Source organism: Streptomyces griseobrunneus, from assembly GCF_046713465.1.
GTDB classification, from domain to species: Bacteria; Actinomycetota; Actinomycetes; order Streptomycetales; family Streptomycetaceae; genus Streptomyces; species Streptomyces microflavus.
Window position 1 is genome coordinate 3,227,003 of sequence record NZ_CP177080.1, and the last position, 16,545, is coordinate 3,243,547.

Here is a 16,545-nt window from a genome sequence, read left to right on the forward strand (position 1 = left end):
TGCTCTCGTCCCCGACCACGATAGGCGGCTCCTACGACAACGCCGGACGGTCCTGTGGATGAAGGACCGTCCGGCGCTCGTCCGGGGCTGTTCTACGGAGCCTCGCCTACCGCACGAAGACTCCCGCCTGGCCCGCGAGGTCCAGGAAGTACTGCGGGGCCAGACCCAGCACAAGCGTGACCGCCACGCCGACCGCGATCGTCGTCATGGTCAGCGGGGACGGGACGGCGACCGTGGGGCCGTCCGCCTTCGGCTCGCTGAAGAACATCAGGACGATCACTCGGATGTAGAAGAAGGCGGCGATGGCCGACGAGATCACACCGACGACGACCAGCGCGCCCGCCCCGCTCTCGGCAGCCGCCTTGAAGACGGCGAACTTGCCCGAGAAGCCCGAGGTGAGCGGGATCCCGGCGAAGGCCAGCAGGAACACCGCGAAGACCGCCGCGACCAGCGGCGAGCGGCGGCCGAGCCCGGCCCACTTCGACAGGTGCGTGGCCTCACCGCCCGCGTCCCGTACCAGCGTGACGACGGCGAACGCCCCGACCGTCACGAAGGAGTACGCGCCCAGGTAGAAGAGGACCGAGGAGACCCCCTCCGGGCTGGTCGCGATGACACCCGCGAGGATGAAGCCCGCGTGGGCGATCGAGGAGTAGGCCAGCAGCCGCTTGATGTCGGTCTGGGTGATCGCGACGACCGCGCCGCCCAGCATCGTGATGATGGCGACGGCCCACAGGACCGGCCGCAGGTCCCAGGTGAGCCCGGGGAGCACCACGTACAGCAGGCGCAGCAGCGCACCGAACGCGGCGACCTTGGTGGCGGCCGCCATGAAGCCGGTGACCGGGGTCGGGGCGCCCTGGTAGACGTCCGGGGTCCACATGTGGAACGGGACGGCACCGACCTTGAAGAGCAGGCCGGTCAGGATCATCGCGCCGCCGATGAGCAGCAGCGCGTCGTTGCCCATGGTGCCCGCGAGGGCGGGGTCGATCTCCAGGACCGAGCCGTCGACGACGTTGGCGATGGTGGCGTACGAGAGGGAGCCCGCGTAGCCGTAGAGGAGGGCGATCCCGAAGAGCAGGAACGCCGAGGAGAACGCGCCGAGCAGGAAGTACTTCACGGCCGCTTCCTGCGACATCAGCCGCTTGCGGCGGGCGACGGCACACAGGAGGTACAGCGGGAGCGAGAAGACTTCCAGCGCGATGAAGAGGGTCAGCAGGTCGTTGGCGGCGGGGAAGACGAGCATGCCCGCCACCGAGAAGAGGACCAGCGGGAAGACCTCGGTGGTGGTGAAGCCCGCGCGGACGGCGGCCTTCTCGCTGTCGCTGCCGGGGACCGTACCGGCCTGGGCGGCGAAGGAGTCGACCCGGTTGCCGTGGGCGGTGGGGTCGAGCCGCCGTTCGGCGAAGGTGAAGACGGACACCACCGAGACCAGGAGGATGGTCCCCTGGAGGAACAGGGTGGGGCCGTCGATCGCGATGGCGCCCATGGCCGCGATCTGGGCCTTCGTGGTGCCGTACCCGCCGGCCGCGAGGGCGACGACGGCGGCGAACGCGGCGGCCAGCGCCACCACGGTCAGCAGGAGCTGGGTGTGGTACCGGGCCTTGCGCGGTACGAAGGCCTCCGCCAGGACTCCCAGGACGGCGGCGCCCACGATGATCAGGACGGGTGCCAGCTGGGCGTACTCGATCGTGGGCGCCGTGAAGCGGTCCCCCGGAGCTGCCGATGTCACCCCGCTCGCCGTCGTCCACAGGCTGTGGACAGCTGTTGCGCTCACTTGGCGGCCTCCACCTCGGGCTGGGGGTCCTTCTTCTGTACGTCGGACATGGTGTGCTCCACCGCCGGGTTGACGACCTCGGTGAGCGGCTTCGGGAAGACGCCCAGGAAGAGCAGCAGCGCGATCAGCGGTACGGCGACCACCAGCTCACGTGCCTTGAGGTCGGGCATGGTCCGGACCGCCTCGTTGACGGGACCGGTCATCGTCCGCTGGTAGAGGACGAGGACGTAGATGGCGGCGAGCACGATGCCGGAGGTGGCGATGATCCCGGCCACCGGATAGGCGCTGAACGTGCCGACCAGCACCAGGAACTCACTGACGAACGGGGCGAGCCCCGGCAGCGACAGGGTCGCCAGACCGCCGATGAGGAAGGTGCCCGCCAGCACGGGGGCGACCTTCTGCACCCCGCCGTAGTCCGCGATGAGCCGCGAGCCGCGCCGGGTGATGAGGAACCCGGCGACCAGCAGCAGCGCGGCGGTCGAGATGCCGTGGTTGACCATGTAGAGCGTGGCGCCCGACTGGCCCTGGCTGGTCATCGCGAAGATGCCCAGGATGATGAAGCCGAAGTGCGAGATCGAGGCGTAGGCGATGAGCCGCTTGATGTCGCGCTGGCCGACCGCGAGCAGCGCTCCGTAGACGATGGAGACGAGCGCCAGGGCGATGACGACCGGGGTCGCCCACTTGCTGGCCTCCGGGAAGAGCCCGAGGCAGAAGCGGAGCATCGCGAAGGTGCCGACCTTGTCGACGATCGCGGTGATGAGCACGGCGACCGGTGCGGTCGCCTCGCCCATCGCGTTGGGCAGCCAGGTGTGGAGCGGCCAGAGCGGGGCCTTGATCGCGAAGGCGAAGAAGAACCCGAGGAAGAGCCACCGCTCGGTGGAGGTCGCCATCTCCAGGGTGCCGTTGGCCCGGGCCTCCACGATCTCCGAGAGCGAGAAGGTGCCCGCGACCACGTAGAGGCCGATGACGGCGGCCAGCATGATCAGACCGCCGGCCAGGTTGTAGAGGAGGAACTTGACCGCCGCGTACGAACGTTGCTTCGCGGCGTTCTCGTCGCTGCCCGCGTGGGCCCGGTCGCCGAAGCCGCCGATGAGGAAGTACATCGGGATGAGCATGGCTTCGAACAGGATGTAGAAGAGGAAGACGTCGGTCGCGAGGAACGACATGATCACCATGGCCTCGACCATGAGGATCAGGGCGAAGAAGCCCTGGGTGGGGCGCCAGCGCGAGGACTTCGTCTCCAGGGGGTCGGCGTCGTGCCAGCCGGCCGCGATGACGAAGGGGATCAGCAGCGCGGTGAGCCCGAGAAGGGCCACCCCGATGCCGTCCACGCCCAGTTCGTACCGGACGCCGAAGTCGGCGATCCAGGCCCGGGACTCGGTCAGTTGGTAGCGGTCGCCGCCCGGCTCGAAGCGGGCGAAGACGACGCCCGCCAGGACGAGTGTGGAGAGCGAGAAGAACAGCGCGACCCACTTGGCCACGGTGCGCTGTGCGGCCGGGACGGCGGCGGTGACGATGGCTCCGATGGCCGGGAGCGCCGCCGTCGCGGTCAGGAGGGGAAAGGACATGTGATCAGACCGCCCTCATCAGCAGGGTCGCGGCGATGACGATCGCCGCACCGCCGAACATCGAGACCGCGTAGGAGCGGGCGTAGCCGTTCTGCAGCTTGCGCAGTCGGCCGGAGAGCCCGCCGACCGATGCGGCCGTGCCGTTGACGACGCCGTCGACCAGGGAGTGGTCGACGTAGACGAGCGAGCGGGTGAGGTGCTCGCCGCCGCGGACCAGGACGACGTGGTTGAAGTCGTCCTGGAGCAGGTCGCGTCGGGCCGCCCGGGTGAGCAGCGAGCCGCGCGGGGCGAGGACGGGCACGGGCTTGCGCCCGTACATCACCCAGGCGATCGAGACCCCGATGACCAGGGCAACCACGGTGGCTCCGGTGACGGTGGCCACGCTCAGCGGGGAGTGCCCGTGCTCGTAACCGGTGACCGGCTCCAGCCAGTTGACGAAGCGGTCACCGATGGCGAAGAAGCCACCGGCGAAGACCGAACCGACGGCCAGCACGATCATCGGGATCGTCATGGACTTCGGGGACTCGTGCGGGTGCGGCTCGTGGCCCTCGGCGTCGGGCTGCCAGCGCTTCTCGCCGAAGAACGTCATCAGCATCACGCGCGTCATGTAGAACGCGGTGATCGCGGCGCCCAGCAGGGCGACGGAGCCGAGGATCCAGCCCTCGGTGCCGCCCTTGGCGAAGGCCGCCTCGATGATCTTGTCCTTGGAGAAGAAGCCGGACAGGCCGGGGAAGCCGATGATGGCGAGATAGCCGAGGCCGAAGGTGATGAAGGTGACCGGCATGTACTTCCGCAGGCCGCCGTACTTGCGCATGTCGACCTCGTCGTTCATGCCGTGCATCACCGAACCGGCCCCCAGGAAGAGCCCGGCCTTGAAGAAGCCGTGCGTCACCAGGTGCATGATCGCGAAGATGTAGCCGATCGGGCCGAGGCCCGCGGCGAGGATCATGTAGCCGATCTGCGACATCGTGGATCCGGCGAGCGCCTTCTTGATGTCGTCCTTGGCGCAACCGACGATCGCACCGAAGATCAGCGTGACCGCGCCGACGATGGCGACGACCAGCTGGGCGTCCGGGGCGCCGTTGAAGACGGCGCCGGAGCGGACGATCAGATAGACACCGGCGGTGACCATGGTCGCGGCGTGGATGAGGGCGGAGACCGGGGTCGGGCCCTCCATCGCGTCGCCGAGCCAGGACTGCAGCGGCACCTGGGCCGACTTGCCGCAGGCGGCCAGCAGCAGCATCAGGCCGATCGCCGTCAGCTTGCCCTCGCTGGTCTCGCCGGTCGCCTCCAGCACCGGCCCGAAGGCGAAGGTGCCGAAGGTGGTGAACATCAGCATGATGGCGATCGAGAGGCCCATGTCACCGACGCGATTGACCAGGAAGGCCTTCTTCGCGGCGGAGGCCGCACTCGGCTTGTGCTGCCAGAAGCCGATGAGCAGGTACGACGCCAGACCGACGCCCTCCCACCCGACGTACAGCAGCAGGTAGTTGTCGGCGATGACCAGGATCAGCATCGCCGCGAGGAACAGGTTGAGATAGCCGAAGAAGCGGCGCCTGCGCTCGTCGTGCTCCATATAGCCGATGGAGTAGATGTGGATCAGTGTGCCCACACCGGTGATGAGCAGGACGAAGGTCATCGACAGCTGGTCGAGCTGGAAGGCGATGTCGGCCTGGAAGCCCTCCACCGGAATCCAGCTGAACAGGTGCTGGTGCAGGGCCCGGTCCTCGGCGCCCTTCCCCAGCATGTCGGCGAAGAGGACGACGCCGACGACGAACGAGGCGGCGGCGAGCACGGTGCCGAGCCAGTGCCCGGCCCGGTCCAGCCGACGGCCGCCGCAGAGCAGGACCGCCGCTCCGAGCAGGGGCGCCGCGACGAGCAGCGCGATCAGGTTCTCCACGATTCCGGTCCCCTTACAGCTTCATCAGGCTGGCGTCGTCGACCGAGGCCGAGTGGCGGGAGCGGAACAACGACACGATGATCGCGAGCCCGACGACGACTTCCGCGGCGGCGACGACCATCGTGAAGAACGCGACGATCTGTCCGTCGAGGTTTCCGTGCATCCGGGAGAACGTGACGAGCGCCAGGTTGCACGCGTTGAGCATCAGCTCGATGCACATGAACAGCACGATCACGTTCCGCCGGATCAGCACCCCGGAGGCGCCGATCGCGAACAGCAGGGCCGCGAGGTAGAGATAGTTGACCGGGTTCACTTGGCGGCCTCCGAGTTCTCCGCCGCGGAAGCGGGGTTCGCCCCGCGTGCCACGGCGTCCGCGTCCTCGCGTCCGAGCCGCTCGCCGGAGCGCTGCTCCAGGGCCTTGAGATCGGCGAGGGCCTCCTGGGAGACATCGCGGATCTGGCCCCGGTCGCGCAGCGTCTTCATGACGGTGAGCTCGGACGGTGTGCCGTCGGGCAGCAGGCCGGCGATGTCCACCGCGTTGTGCCGGGCGTAGACACCGGGGGCGGGCAGCGGCGGGAGGTGCTTGCCGCGGACGCGCTCCTCGGACATCTCCCGCTGGGTCTTGGCCCGTTCGGTGCGCTCGCGGTGCGTGAGCACCATCGCCCCGACGGTCGCGGTGATCAGCAGGGCGCCGGTGATCTCGAAGGCGAAGACGTACTTGGTGAAGATGAGGTTGGCGATCCCCTCCACGTTTCCGCCGTGCAGGGCGTTGGCGGCGCCCAGCCCGTTGAAGGTGGAGAGCGACGCGTTGCCGATGCCCGCGATCAGCAGGACGCCGAAGCCGAGGCCGCAGCCGACGGCCAGCCAGCGCTGCCCCTTGAGGGTCTCCTTGAGGGAGTCCGCCGCGGTGACACCGACGAGCATGACGACGAAGAGGAAGAGCATCATGATCGCGCCGGTGTAGACGATGATCTGGACGATGCCGAGGAAATAGGCGCCGTTGGCGAGGTAGAAGACGGCCAGGACGACCATGGTCCCGGCGAGCGACAGGGCGCTGTGCACGGACTTCTTCAGCAGGACCGTGGAGAGCGCACCGATCACGGCGACGGTGCCCAGGATCCAGAACTGGACGGCCTCGCCGGTCGATGTGGTGGTGGCCGCGGCGATCGCGTTCATGCGCCGGACCCCCTGCCCTGCTGTGCGCCCGCGCTTCCCGCGGACTCGTCGGGCTTGGCCTCGCCCTTGGAGACCGCCGGCTGGGGCACCGTGCCGGGGGCGGCCTCGGTGACCAAGCCCCGGTAGTAGTCCTGGTCGTCCATGCCGGGGAAGATCGCGTGCGGGCTGTCGACCATGCCTTCCTCCAGGCCCGCGAGCAGCTCGTCCTTGGTGTAGATGAGGCTCTCGCGGGTGGTGTTGGCGAGCTCGAACTCGTTGGTCATGGTCAGCGCCCGGGTGGGGCAGGCCTCGATGCAGAGTCCGCAGAGGATGCAGCGCGCGTAGTTGATCTGGTAGACGCGGCCGTAGCGCTCGCCCGGGGAGTAGCGCTCCTCCTCCGTGTTGTCCGCGCCCTCCACGTAGATGGCGTCCGCCGGACACGCCCAGGCGCACAGCTCGCAGCCGATGCACTTCTCCAGGCCGTCCGGGTGACGGTTGAGCTGGTGGCGGCCGTGGAAGCGGGGCGCCGTCACCTTCGGCGTCTCGGGGTACTGCTCGGTCAGCCGCTTCTTGAACATGGCCTTGAAGGTCACGCCGAAGCCGGCCACGGGGTTCTGGAACTTCTCCCCCGCCGTTGCCGATTCCCCCGAGGAACCAGCGGATCCCGATGAGCCCGTGAGCTCTGGTTTCTCAGACACCGCCGGCCTCCTTTCCGTCACTCGCGTTTCCGTCACTCTGAGTATCCGGTGCGCCACTGACAACGAGCTCCCGCTCACGCCGCGGTACGCGCCTGGGCACCGGTGGCAGGCTCTGTCCGGGCAGTGGTGGCACCGGGAACCCGCCCGCCATCGGGTCGAAGGCGGGCTCCGGCCCGGCTTCCGCCTCCTGGGCCCTGACCCTGCGGTCGCGGTACATGTCGACGACCAGGGAGATCAGCAGGATGGCGAGCACGGCCCCACCGACGTACAGGACGATCCGGGAGAAGTCGTAGCCCTCGTTGCGCAGCGCGCGGACCGTGGCTACGAGCATCAGCCAGCCCACGGAGACCGGGATCAGGACCTTCCATCCCAGCTTCATCAGCTGGTCGTAGCGGACGCGTGGCAGGGTGCCGCGCAGCCAGATGAAGAAGAAGATCAGCGCCTGGAGCTTCAGGAAGAACCAGAGCATCGGCCACCAGCCGTGGTTCGCCCCCTCCCAGAACGCGGAGATCGGGTACGGGGCCCGCCAGCCGCCGAGGAACAGCGTCACCGCGATCATCGACACGGTCACCATGTGGATGTACTCGGCGAGCATGAACATCGCGAACTTGATGGAGCTGTACTCGGTGTTGAAGCCGCCGACCAGATCGCCCTCGGACTCCGGCATGTCGAACGGGGCCCGGCTGGCCTCCCCGACCATCGTCACCATGTAGATGAGGAAGGACATCGGCAGCAGGATGATGTACCACCGGTCCCCCTGCGCCTCCACGATGGTGGAGGTCGACATCGAGCCGGAGTAGAGGAAGACCGAGGCGAACGCGGCGCCCATGGCGATCTCGTAGCTGATCATCTGGGCACAGGAGCGGATTCCGCCCAGCAGCGGGTACGTCGAGCCCGACGACCAGCCGCCGAGGACGAATCCGTACACCCCGACCGCGCCGACGGCGAGGATGTAGAGCGCGGCGATCGGCAGGTCGGTGAGCTGCATCGTCGTACGGGTGCCGAAGATCGAGACCTCGTTGCCCGCCGGGCCGAAGGGGATGACCGCGACCGCCATGAAGGCGGGGATCGCCGCGAGGATCGGCGCGAGGACGTAGACCGCCTTGTCCGCGCGCTTGACGATGACGTCTTCCTTCAGCATCAGTTTGATGCCGTCGGCGAGCGACTGGAGCAACCCCCAGGGGCCGTGCCGGTTGGGGCCGATCCGCAGCTGCATCCAGGCGACGACCTTGCGCTCCCACACGATGGAGAAGAGCACGATGAGCATGAGGAACGCGAAGCAGAAGACCGCCTTGAGGAGCACCAGCCACCAGGGGTCGGTGCCGAACATCGAGAGATCCTCGGCGGCGATGACGGCACCCTGTGGTGCCGTGGTGAGTGCGGTGAGGCCCATCACGCTCGTACCTCCGATGGTTCGACGGGAGCACCCGGTGCGGCGGCGGGGCCGATCCGTACCAGGCCGCCGGGGTTCGCACCGGTGTCGGCGGGGATGCCGCGTCCCACCGAGTTCAGCGGCACCCAGACCACGCGGTCCGGCATGTCGGTGACCTGCAGGGGGAGTTCGACGGCGCCGGCGGGGCCGGTGACGGCGAGCAGGTCGCCGTCCTTGACACCGGTCTCGGCCGCGGTGGTGGCCGAGAGCCGGGCGACGGCCGCGTGCCGGGTTCCGGCGAGCGCGGTGTCGCCCTCCTGGAGCCGGCCGAGGTCGAGCAGCATCCGGTGGCCCGCGAGGACCGCCTCGCCGTCGCCGGGGCGGGGCAGCGGCTGCGCCGACGCGCGCGGGTCGTCCGCGTGGCCGCCCTCCCAGCCACCGAGCCGGTCCAGCTCGCGGCGGGCCGCGGTCAGGTCCGGCAGTGCGAAGTGCACGTCCATGGCGTCGGCCAGCATGTGCAGCACACGCGAGTCGACCGGCGAGAGCGTCCGGGGCATCTGCTCCGGCTTCAGCGCCGCCTGGAACATCCGGGCCCGGCCCTCCCAGTTGAGGAAGGTGCCGGACTTCTCCGCGACGGCGGCGACCGGGAAGACCACGTCGGCCCGGTCGGTGACCTCGCTCGGCCGCAGCTCCAGCGAGACCAGGAACCCGACCTCGTCCAGGGCCTCCAGCGCACGCGCCGGGTCTGGCAGGTCCTCCACCCCGACCCCGGCGACGAGCAGCGCGCCCAGTTCACCGGTGGCCGCGGCCTCGATGATCTGGCCGGTGTCGCGGCCGTGTCGGGAGGGCAGTTCGGCGACGCGCCACACGGCCGCCACCTCGTCCCGGGCCCGCGGGTCGGTGGCCGGGCGGCCGCCGGGCAGCAGGGTGGGGAGCGCGCCAGCCTCCACCGCGCCCCGGTCGCCCGCCCGGCGCGGAATCCACACCAGGCGTGCGCCGGTCGCGGCGGCGGTCCGGACTGCGGCGGAGAGTGCGCCGGGCACCCCGGCGAGCCGCTCACCGACGATGATCAGGGAGTTCTCACCGCGCAACGCCTCGGCGGCGGCTGCCCCTTCGGCCTCCAGGCCGACGCCGCCCGCGAGCGCGTCCAGCCACTCGGTCTCGGTGCCGGGGGCGGCGGGCAGCAGCGTGCCGCCCGCCTTCACCAGGCCGCGCGTGGCGTGCGAGGCGAGCGCGAAGGTCTTCTGGCCGCTCTTGCGGTGGGCCTTGCGGAGCCGCAGGAAGACGCCGGGGGCCTCCTCCTCGGACTCGAACCCGACGAGCAGGACCGCGGGAGCCTTCTCCAGCGCGGTGTACGTGACCCCCTCGCCGTCCAGGTCCCGGCCGTGTCCGGCGACCCGGGCGGCCAGGAAGTCGGCCTCCTCGGCGCTGTGGACCCGGGAGCGGAAGTCGATGTCGTTGGTGTCGAGGGCGACCCGCGCGAACTTGCTGTACGCGTAGGAGTCCTCGACGGTCAGCCGGCCACCTGTCAGCACACCGGCCCGGCCCCGGGCGGCGAGAAGACCGGCCGCTGCGGCTTCCAGCGCCTCGGGCCAGCTCGCCGGTTCCAGGACGCCGTCGGCGTTGCGGACCAGCGGGGTGGTGAGCCGGTCGCGCTGCTGGGCGTAACGGAAGCCGAACCTCCCCTTGTCGCAGATCCACTCCTCGTTGACCTCGGGCTCATTGGCCGCGAGGCGCCGCATGACCTTGCCGCGCCGGTGGTCGGTGCGCATCCCGCAGCCGCCGGAGCACTGCTCGCACACCGAGGGGGTGGAGACCAGGTCGAACGGGCGGGAGCGGAAGCGGTACGCCGCCGAGGTCAGCGCGCCGACCGGGCAGATCTGGATGGTGTTGCCGGAGAAGTACGACTCGAAGGGGTCGCCCTCGCCGGTGCCGACCTGCTGGAGGGCGCCGCGCTCGATCAGCTCGATCATCGGGTCACCCGCCACCTGGTTGGAGAACCGGGTGCAGCGCGCGCAGAGCACGCAGCGCTCACGGTCCAGCAGCACCTGGGTGGAGATCGGGACGGGCTTCTCGAAGGTCCGCTTCTTCCCGTCGAAGCGGGAGTCGGCGCCGCCGTGCGACATCGCCTGGTTCTGCAGCGGGCACTCGCCGCCCTTGTCGCAGACGGGGCAGTCCAGCGGGTGGTTGATCAGCAGCAGCTCCATCACGCCCTTCTGCGCCTTCTCGGCGACAGGAGAGGTGATCTGCGACTTGACGACCATGCCGTCGGTGCAGGTGATGGTGCAGGATGCCATCGGCTTGCGCTGGCCCTCCACCTCGACGATGCACTGACGGCAGGCGCCGGCGGGGTCGAGGAGCGGGTGGTCGCAGAAACGCGGGATCTCGATGCCGAGGAGCTCGGCGGCCCGGATGACCAGCGTCCCCTTGGGGACACTGATCTCGATGCCGTCGATGGTCAGCGTGACCAGGTCCTCGGGCGGGATGGCCGCCTCGCCGCCCCCGGAGGGCGCACTCGTGGTGACTGTCATGCGTTCACCCCCCGGTGAGCGTTCTTGCCGTCGGTGTTCTTGTCGTCGGCCCAGGCCGTGGATTTGGCGGGATCGAAGGGGCAGCCCTTGCCCGTGATGTGCTGTTCGTACTCCTCGCGGAAGTACTTGAGCGAGGAGAAGATCGGGGCGGCGGCGCCGTCGCCGAGCGCGCAGAACGACTTGCCGTTGATGTTGTCGGCGATGTCGTTGAGCTTGTCCAGGTCGGCCATCTCGCCCTTGCCGGCCTCGATGTCACGCATCAGTTGGACCAGCCAGTACGTCCCTTCGCGGCAGGGCGTGCACTTGCCGCAGGACTCGTGGGCGTAGAACTCGGTCCAGCGGGTGACGGCCCGCACGACACAGGTCGTCTCGTCGAAGCACTGGAGCGCCTTGGTGCCGAGCATCGACCCGGCGGCGCCGACGCCCTCGTAGTCGAGCGGGACGTCGAGGTGCTCCTCGGTGAGCATCGGGGTGGAGGAGCCGCCCGGGGTCCAGAACTTGAGGCGGTGGCCGGGCCGGATGCCGCCGCTCATGTCGAGGAGCTGGCGCAGCGTGATGCCGAGCGGGGCCTCGTACTGGCCGGGGCTGGCGACATGGCCGCTGAGCGAGTAGAGCGTGAAGCCCGGGGACTTCTCGCTGCCCATCGACTTGAACCAGTCCTTGCCCTTGTTCAGAATCGCGGGAACCGAGGCGATGGACTCGACGTTGTTCACCACAGTGGGGCAGGCGTACAGACCGGCGACCGCGGGGAAGGGGGGTCGCAGCCGGGGCTGTCCACGCCGTCCTTCGAGAGAGTCGAGCAGCGCGGTTTCCTCACCACAGATGTACGCGCCGGCACCTGCGTGCACCGTGAGTTCCAGATCGAGTCCTGAGCCCAGGACGTTCGTCCCCAGATAACCCGCCTCGTACGCCTCTCGTACGGCCTCGTGCAGTCGTCGCAGCACGGGGACGACCTCACCGCGCAAGTAGATGAACGCGTGCGACGAACGGATCGCGTAACAGGCGATCACGATGCCCTCGATGAGGCTGTGCGGGTTCGCGAAGAGGAGCGGGATGTCCTTGCAGGTCCCCGGCTCCGACTCGTCGGCGTTGACAACCAGATAGTGCGGCTTGCCGTCACCCTGCGGGATGAACTGCCACTTCATACCGGTGGGGAAGCCCGCGCCGCCGCGTCCGCGCAGACCGGAGTCCTTGACGTACGCGATGAGGTCGTCGGGGTCCATGGCCAGCGCCTTGCGCAGCCCTTCGTACCCCTCGTGGCGGCGGTAGGTCTCCAGGGTCCAGGAATCGGGCTGGTCCCAGAAGGTGGAGAGGACGGGGGCGAGCAGCTTCTCGGGGCTCGTCCCGTTGTGGTCGATCTCGGCGGCCAAGGTCATCACTCCCCCTCCTCGGCTGCGGGCCCGGCCGGGTGCTCCGGGTCGGAGGCCGAGGTCTGCTGCGGTGCGTCGTGCGAGCTGAGGTGCTCGGACGGCGAAGGGTCGTGCGGCTGCCCGTCCTTGGGCCGGCCGTCGCGCGGGGCGACGACCCGGGCCTTGGGCAGTGCCTCGCCCTTGGCGAGCCGGAGCCCGACGAGGGAGGCGGGGCCCGCTCCGCCGGACGCCTCGACGGCGCCGGGGCGCTCGTCGGGGAAGCCGGCCAGGATGCGGGCGGTCTCCTTGTAGGAGCAGATCGGGGCACCACGGGTGGGCTCGACGGTCCGCCCGGCGATCAGGTCGTCGACGAGCCGGGTCGCGCTCTCGGGCGTCTGGTTGTCGAAGAACTCCCAGTTCACCATCACGACGGGCGCGAAGTCGCAGGCCGCGTTGCACTCGATGTGTTCGAGGGTGACCTTGCCGTCGTCGGTCGTCTCGTCGTTGCCGACGCCGAGGTGTTCCTTGAGCGTGTCGAAGATGGCGTCGCCGCCCATGACCGCGCACAGGGTGTTGGTGCAGACCCCGACCTGGTAGTCCCCGCTCGGCCTGCGCCGGTACATGGAGTAGAAGGTCGCGACGGCCGTGACCTCGGCGGTGGTGAGGTCGAGGGTCTCGGCGCAGAAGGCCATCCCGGTACGGGAGACGTACCCCTCCTCGGACTGGACGAGGTGGAGCAGCGGCAGCAGCGCGGAGCGGCTGCCCGGGTAGCGGGCGATCACCTCCTTCGCGTCCGCGTCGAGCCGGGCGCGCACGTCGGCCGGGTAGGCGGGGGCGGGGAGCTGCGGCATCCCCAGACTGACCTCTTGATTTGCGGTCACCGGTCGACGCCTCCCATCACGGGGTCGATGGACGCTACGGCGACGATCACGTCGGCGACCTGGCCGCCCTCGCACATCGCCGCCATGGCTTGCAGATTGGTGAAGGACGGGTCGCGGAAGTGGACCCGGTAGGGGCGGGTGCCCCCGTCGGATACGACGTGGACGCCGAGTTCGCCCTTGGGGGACTCGACGGCGGTGTACGTCTGGCCGGGCGGGACCCGGAAGCCCTCGGTCACCAGCTTGAAGTGGTGGATCAGGGCCTCCATGGAGGTGCCCATGATGTTCCTGATGTGGTCGAGCGAGTTGCCGAGGCCGTCCGCGCCGAGGGCGAGCTGGGCGGGCCAGGCGATCTTCTTGTCCGCGACCATGACCGGGCCCGGCTCCAGGCGCTCCAGGCACTGCTCGATGATCCGGAGCGACTCGCGCATCTCGTCCATGCGGATCAGGAAGCGTCCGTAGGAGTCGCAGGTGTCGGTGTACGGCACCTCGAAGTCGTAGGTCTCGTAGCCGCAGTAGGGGTCGCTCTTGCGCAGGTCGTGCGGGAGCCCGGCGGAGCGCAGGACGGGACCGGTGGCGCCGAGCGCCATGCAGCCGGTGAGGTCGAGGTAGCCGACGTCCTTCATGCGGGCCTTGAAGATGGGGTTACCGGTGGCGAGCTTGTCGTACTCCGGCAGGTTCTTCTTCATGGTCTTGATGAACTCGCGCAGCTGGTCGACCGCGCCCGGGGGCAGGTCCTGGGCGAGGCCGCCGGGGCGGACGAACGCGTGGTTCATCCGGAGTCCGGTGATCAGCTCGAAGAGGTCGAGAACCAGTTCACGATCGCGGAAGCCGTAGATCATGATCGTGGTCGCGCCCAGCTCCATACCGCCGGTGGCGATACAGACCAGGTGCGAGGAGATCCGGTTCAGCTCCATCAGGAGCACGCGGATGACCGTGGCCCGGTCGGGGATCTGGTCCTCGATGCCGAGGAGCTTCTCGACGCCCAGGCAGTACGCCGTCTCGTTGAAGAACGGCGTCAGGTAGTCCATGCGCGTGACGAACGTGGTGCCCTGGGTCCAGTTGCGGAATTCGAGGTTCTTCTCGATGCCGGTGTGGAGGTAGCCGATGCCGCAGCGGGCCTCGGTGACGGTCTCGCCGTCGATCTCCAGGATCAGCCGCAGCACGCCGTGCGTGGACGGGTGCTGGGGGCCCATGTTGACGATGATGCGTTCGTCGTCGGACTTGGCCGCGGATTCGACGACCTCGTCCCAGTCGCCGCCGGTGACTGTATATACAGTCCCCTCGGTCGTGGCACGGGGTGTCGCGTGGGGAGTGGTCATCAGGAGTACGACCTCCGCTGGTCCGGAGCCGGGATCTGGGCGCCCTTGTACTCGACGGCGATGCCGCCGAGCGGGTAGTCCTTGCGCTGCGGGAAGCCCTGCCAGTCGTCCGGCATCATGATCCGGGTCAGGGCCGGGTGCCCGTCGAAGACGATGCCGAAGAAGTCGTACGCCTCGCGCTCGTGCCAGTCGTTGGTCGGATAGACCTCGACGAGGGACGGGATGTGCGGGTCACTGTCGGGGGCGGAGACCTCCAGCCGGATGATCCGGCCGTGGGTGAGGGACCGCAGGTGGTAGACGGCGTGCAGCTCGCGGCCCTTGTCCCCGAGGAAGTGGACCCCGCTGACGCCCGTGCAGAGCTCGAAGCGCAGGGCGGGGTCGTCGCGCAGGGTGCGGGCCACCTGGACCAGATGCTCGCGGGCGATGTGGAAGGTGAGCTCGTCGCGGTCGACGACCGTGCGCTCGATGGCGCTCTCGGGAAGCAGATCCTGCTCCTCCAGGGCCCCTTCGAGCTCGTCGGCCACCTCGTCGAACCATCCCCCGTACGGCCGGGAGGCGGCTCCCGGCAGGGTGATGGTGCGGATGAGGCCGCCGTAACCGGAGGTGTCGCCGCCGTTGTTGGCGCCGAACATGCCCTTGCGTACGCGGATGGCCTCGCCGCCGGTGTCGCGCGGGGCGGGTACGGCGTTGCCGTTCTGGTCCCCGGCGTTGTTGTTCCCGGTCACCGCAGGAGCCCCTTCATCTCGATCAGGGGCAGCGCGTTGAGGGCCGCTTCCTCCGCCTCGCGGGCGGCCTCCTCCGCGTTGACCCCGAGCTTGCCACCCTGGATCTTCTGGTGGAGCTTGAGGATGGCGTCCAGCAGCATCTCGGGACGCGGTGGGCATCCCGGCAAATAGATATCGACCGGGACAATGTGATCAACACCCTGCACAATGGCGTAATTGTTGAACATTCCGCCCGATGATGCGCAAACCCCCATGGAGATGACCCACTTGGGGTTCGGCATCTGGTCGTAGACCTGCCGCAGGACGGGCGCCATCTTCTGGCTGACCCGTCCGGCGACGATCATCAGATCCGCCTGGCGCGGCGATCCGCGGAAGACCTCCATCCCGAACCGGGCCAGGTCGTAGCGGCCCGCGCCGGTCGTCATCATTTCGATGGCGCAGCAGGCGAGGCCGAACGTGGCCGGGAAGACGGAGGACTTCCGCACCCAGCCGGCGGCCTGTTCGACCGTGGTCAGCACAAAGCCGCTAGGCAGCTTCTCTTCGAGTCCCATGTGTGCCCCTCAGCCCCTCAGTCCCATTCCAGGCCGCCGCGACGCCAGACATACGCATAGGCGACGAAGACGGTGAGCACGAAGAGCAGCATCTCCACGAGCCCGAAGATCCCCAGGGCGTCGAAGGAGACCGCCCAGGGATAGAGGAAGACGATCTCGATGTCGAAGACGATGAAAAGCATCGCCGTCAGGTAGTACTTGATGGGGAAGCGGCCGCCTCCGGCCGGTGTCGGCGTGGGTTCGATACCGCACTCGTACGCTTCGAGCTTTGCCCGGTTGTACCGCTTGGGGCCGATAAGCGTGGCCATGACCACGGAAAAGATCGCAAACCCTGCCCCGAGGGCGCCGAGCACGAGGATGGGCGCGTAGGCATTCACGCTCCTCGCTCCTTCCAGTCGTCCTTGACCGTTGGACCGCATCGGGCGACCGGCTCGCCACCTCACCAAGATCGTGCACATGTGAGGCAGTTCACAAGCCCGACTGCCCCGCATCCTATGCCCGTCGCCCTGTGATCTGCGACACGGGGTACGACAACGCCTTTGTGATCTCCACCACCTGACGAAGGATCATGAAGTCGTATGAGCGGTGACCTTCGCACGCGAAGCGGCCGAGTGATCACGAGACGTGACATTCACCGGTGTTACCGCTGGTCAAGGGCGTGCGGCGCTATCAATGGACAGCCACTACAAGCAAATTGGCGACGGACCGCGATGAGGTGATAAGGG

14 protein-coding genes are annotated in these 16,545 nt (G+C 68.8%); all 14 read right to left on the reverse strand.

The genetic code is table 11. The features are described 5' to 3' along the window. Positions 1-106: 106 nt before the first annotated feature. From nuoN to ACK8N7_RS14560, 14 genes are read right to left on the reverse strand one after another with little or no spacing between them, the layout of a single operon-like run. The gene (gene nuoN / locus ACK8N7_RS14495; RefSeq protein ID WP_411117247.1) at positions 107-1,771 is read right to left on the reverse strand and encodes an NADH-quinone oxidoreductase subunit NuoN; all 1,665 of its coding nucleotides are present in this window, start codon (positions 1,769-1,771) and stop codon (positions 107-109) included. Next, the gene (locus ACK8N7_RS14500; protein ID WP_403216663.1) at positions 1,768-3,339 is read right to left on the reverse strand and encodes an NADH-quinone oxidoreductase subunit M; all 1,572 of its coding nucleotides are present in this window, start codon (positions 3,337-3,339) and stop codon (positions 1,768-1,770) included. Before ACK8N7_RS14500 ends, nuoN begins: the two co-directional genes overlap by 4 nt. Positions 3,340-3,343: 4 nt before the next feature. Continuing rightward, positions 3,344-5,239 (reverse strand): NADH-quinone oxidoreductase subunit L, encoded by a 1,896-nt coding sequence (gene nuoL, locus ACK8N7_RS14505; protein ID WP_403216664.1) that lies wholly within the window; start codon positions 5,237-5,239, stop codon positions 3,344-3,346. 13 nt (positions 5,240-5,252) lie between these two features. Further along, positions 5,253-5,552 carry an NADH-quinone oxidoreductase subunit NuoK gene (gene nuoK / locus ACK8N7_RS14510; RefSeq protein WP_015610624.1) on the reverse strand — a complete coding sequence of 100 codons (300 nt, stop codon included), beginning with the start codon at positions 5,550-5,552 and terminating at the stop codon, positions 5,253-5,255. Further along, positions 5,549-6,415 carry an NADH-quinone oxidoreductase subunit J gene (locus tag ACK8N7_RS14515; RefSeq protein ID WP_015610623.1) on the reverse strand — a complete coding sequence of 289 codons (867 nt, stop codon included), beginning with the start codon at positions 6,413-6,415 and terminating at the stop codon, positions 5,549-5,551. Before ACK8N7_RS14515 ends, nuoK begins: the two co-directional genes overlap by 4 nt. After that, positions 6,412-7,092, reverse strand: a complete 681-nt coding sequence (gene nuoI, locus ACK8N7_RS14520) for an NADH-quinone oxidoreductase subunit NuoI (RefSeq protein ID WP_078657633.1) — start codon at positions 7,090-7,092, stop codon at positions 6,412-6,414. Before nuoI ends, ACK8N7_RS14515 begins: the two co-directional genes overlap by 4 nt. Then, positions 7,085-8,485 (reverse strand): NADH-quinone oxidoreductase subunit NuoH, encoded by a 1,401-nt coding sequence (gene nuoH / locus ACK8N7_RS14525; protein ID WP_078657634.1) that lies wholly within the window; start codon positions 8,483-8,485, stop codon positions 7,085-7,087. The genes nuoI and nuoH overlap by 8 nt, the downstream gene beginning before the upstream one ends. Then, entirely contained in the window at positions 8,485-10,995 is a 2,511-nt protein-coding gene (locus tag ACK8N7_RS14530) for an NADH-quinone oxidoreductase subunit G (RefSeq protein ID WP_500442629.1), read from the reverse strand. The genes nuoH and ACK8N7_RS14530 overlap by 1 nt, the downstream gene beginning before the upstream one ends. Further along, positions 10,992-12,371 carry an NADH-quinone oxidoreductase subunit NuoF gene (nuoF, locus tag ACK8N7_RS14535; protein ID WP_403216668.1) on the reverse strand — a complete coding sequence of 460 codons (1,380 nt, stop codon included), beginning with the start codon at positions 12,369-12,371 and terminating at the stop codon, positions 10,992-10,994. The genes ACK8N7_RS14530 and nuoF overlap by 4 nt, the downstream gene beginning before the upstream one ends. Beyond that, positions 12,371-13,195: an NADH-quinone oxidoreductase subunit NuoE gene (gene nuoE / locus ACK8N7_RS14540; protein ID WP_500445751.1), complete on the reverse strand. Its 825-nt coding sequence runs from the start codon at positions 13,193-13,195 to the stop codon at positions 12,371-12,373. Before nuoE ends, nuoF begins: the two co-directional genes overlap by 1 nt. A gap of 26 nt (positions 13,196-13,221) precedes the next feature. Beyond that, a complete protein-coding gene (locus ACK8N7_RS14545; RefSeq protein ID WP_031127593.1) occupies positions 13,222-14,544 on the reverse strand; it encodes an NADH-quinone oxidoreductase subunit D in 1,323 nt (440 codons plus the stop codon). Beyond that, positions 14,544-15,269: an NADH-quinone oxidoreductase subunit C gene (locus ACK8N7_RS14550; RefSeq protein ID WP_403216670.1), complete on the reverse strand. Its 726-nt coding sequence runs from the start codon at positions 15,267-15,269 to the stop codon at positions 14,544-14,546. Before ACK8N7_RS14550 ends, ACK8N7_RS14545 begins: the two co-directional genes overlap by 1 nt. Continuing rightward, entirely contained in the window at positions 15,266-15,820 is a 555-nt protein-coding gene (locus ACK8N7_RS14555) for a NuoB/complex I 20 kDa subunit family protein (protein ID WP_031127596.1), read from the reverse strand. The genes ACK8N7_RS14550 and ACK8N7_RS14555 overlap by 4 nt, the downstream gene beginning before the upstream one ends. 17 nt (positions 15,821-15,837) lie before the next feature. Then, positions 15,838-16,197, reverse strand: coding sequence for an NADH-quinone oxidoreductase subunit A (locus ACK8N7_RS14560; RefSeq protein WP_003967084.1), 360 nt, complete (start codon positions 16,195-16,197; stop codon positions 15,838-15,840). Positions 16,198-16,545: the final 348 nt, after the last annotated feature.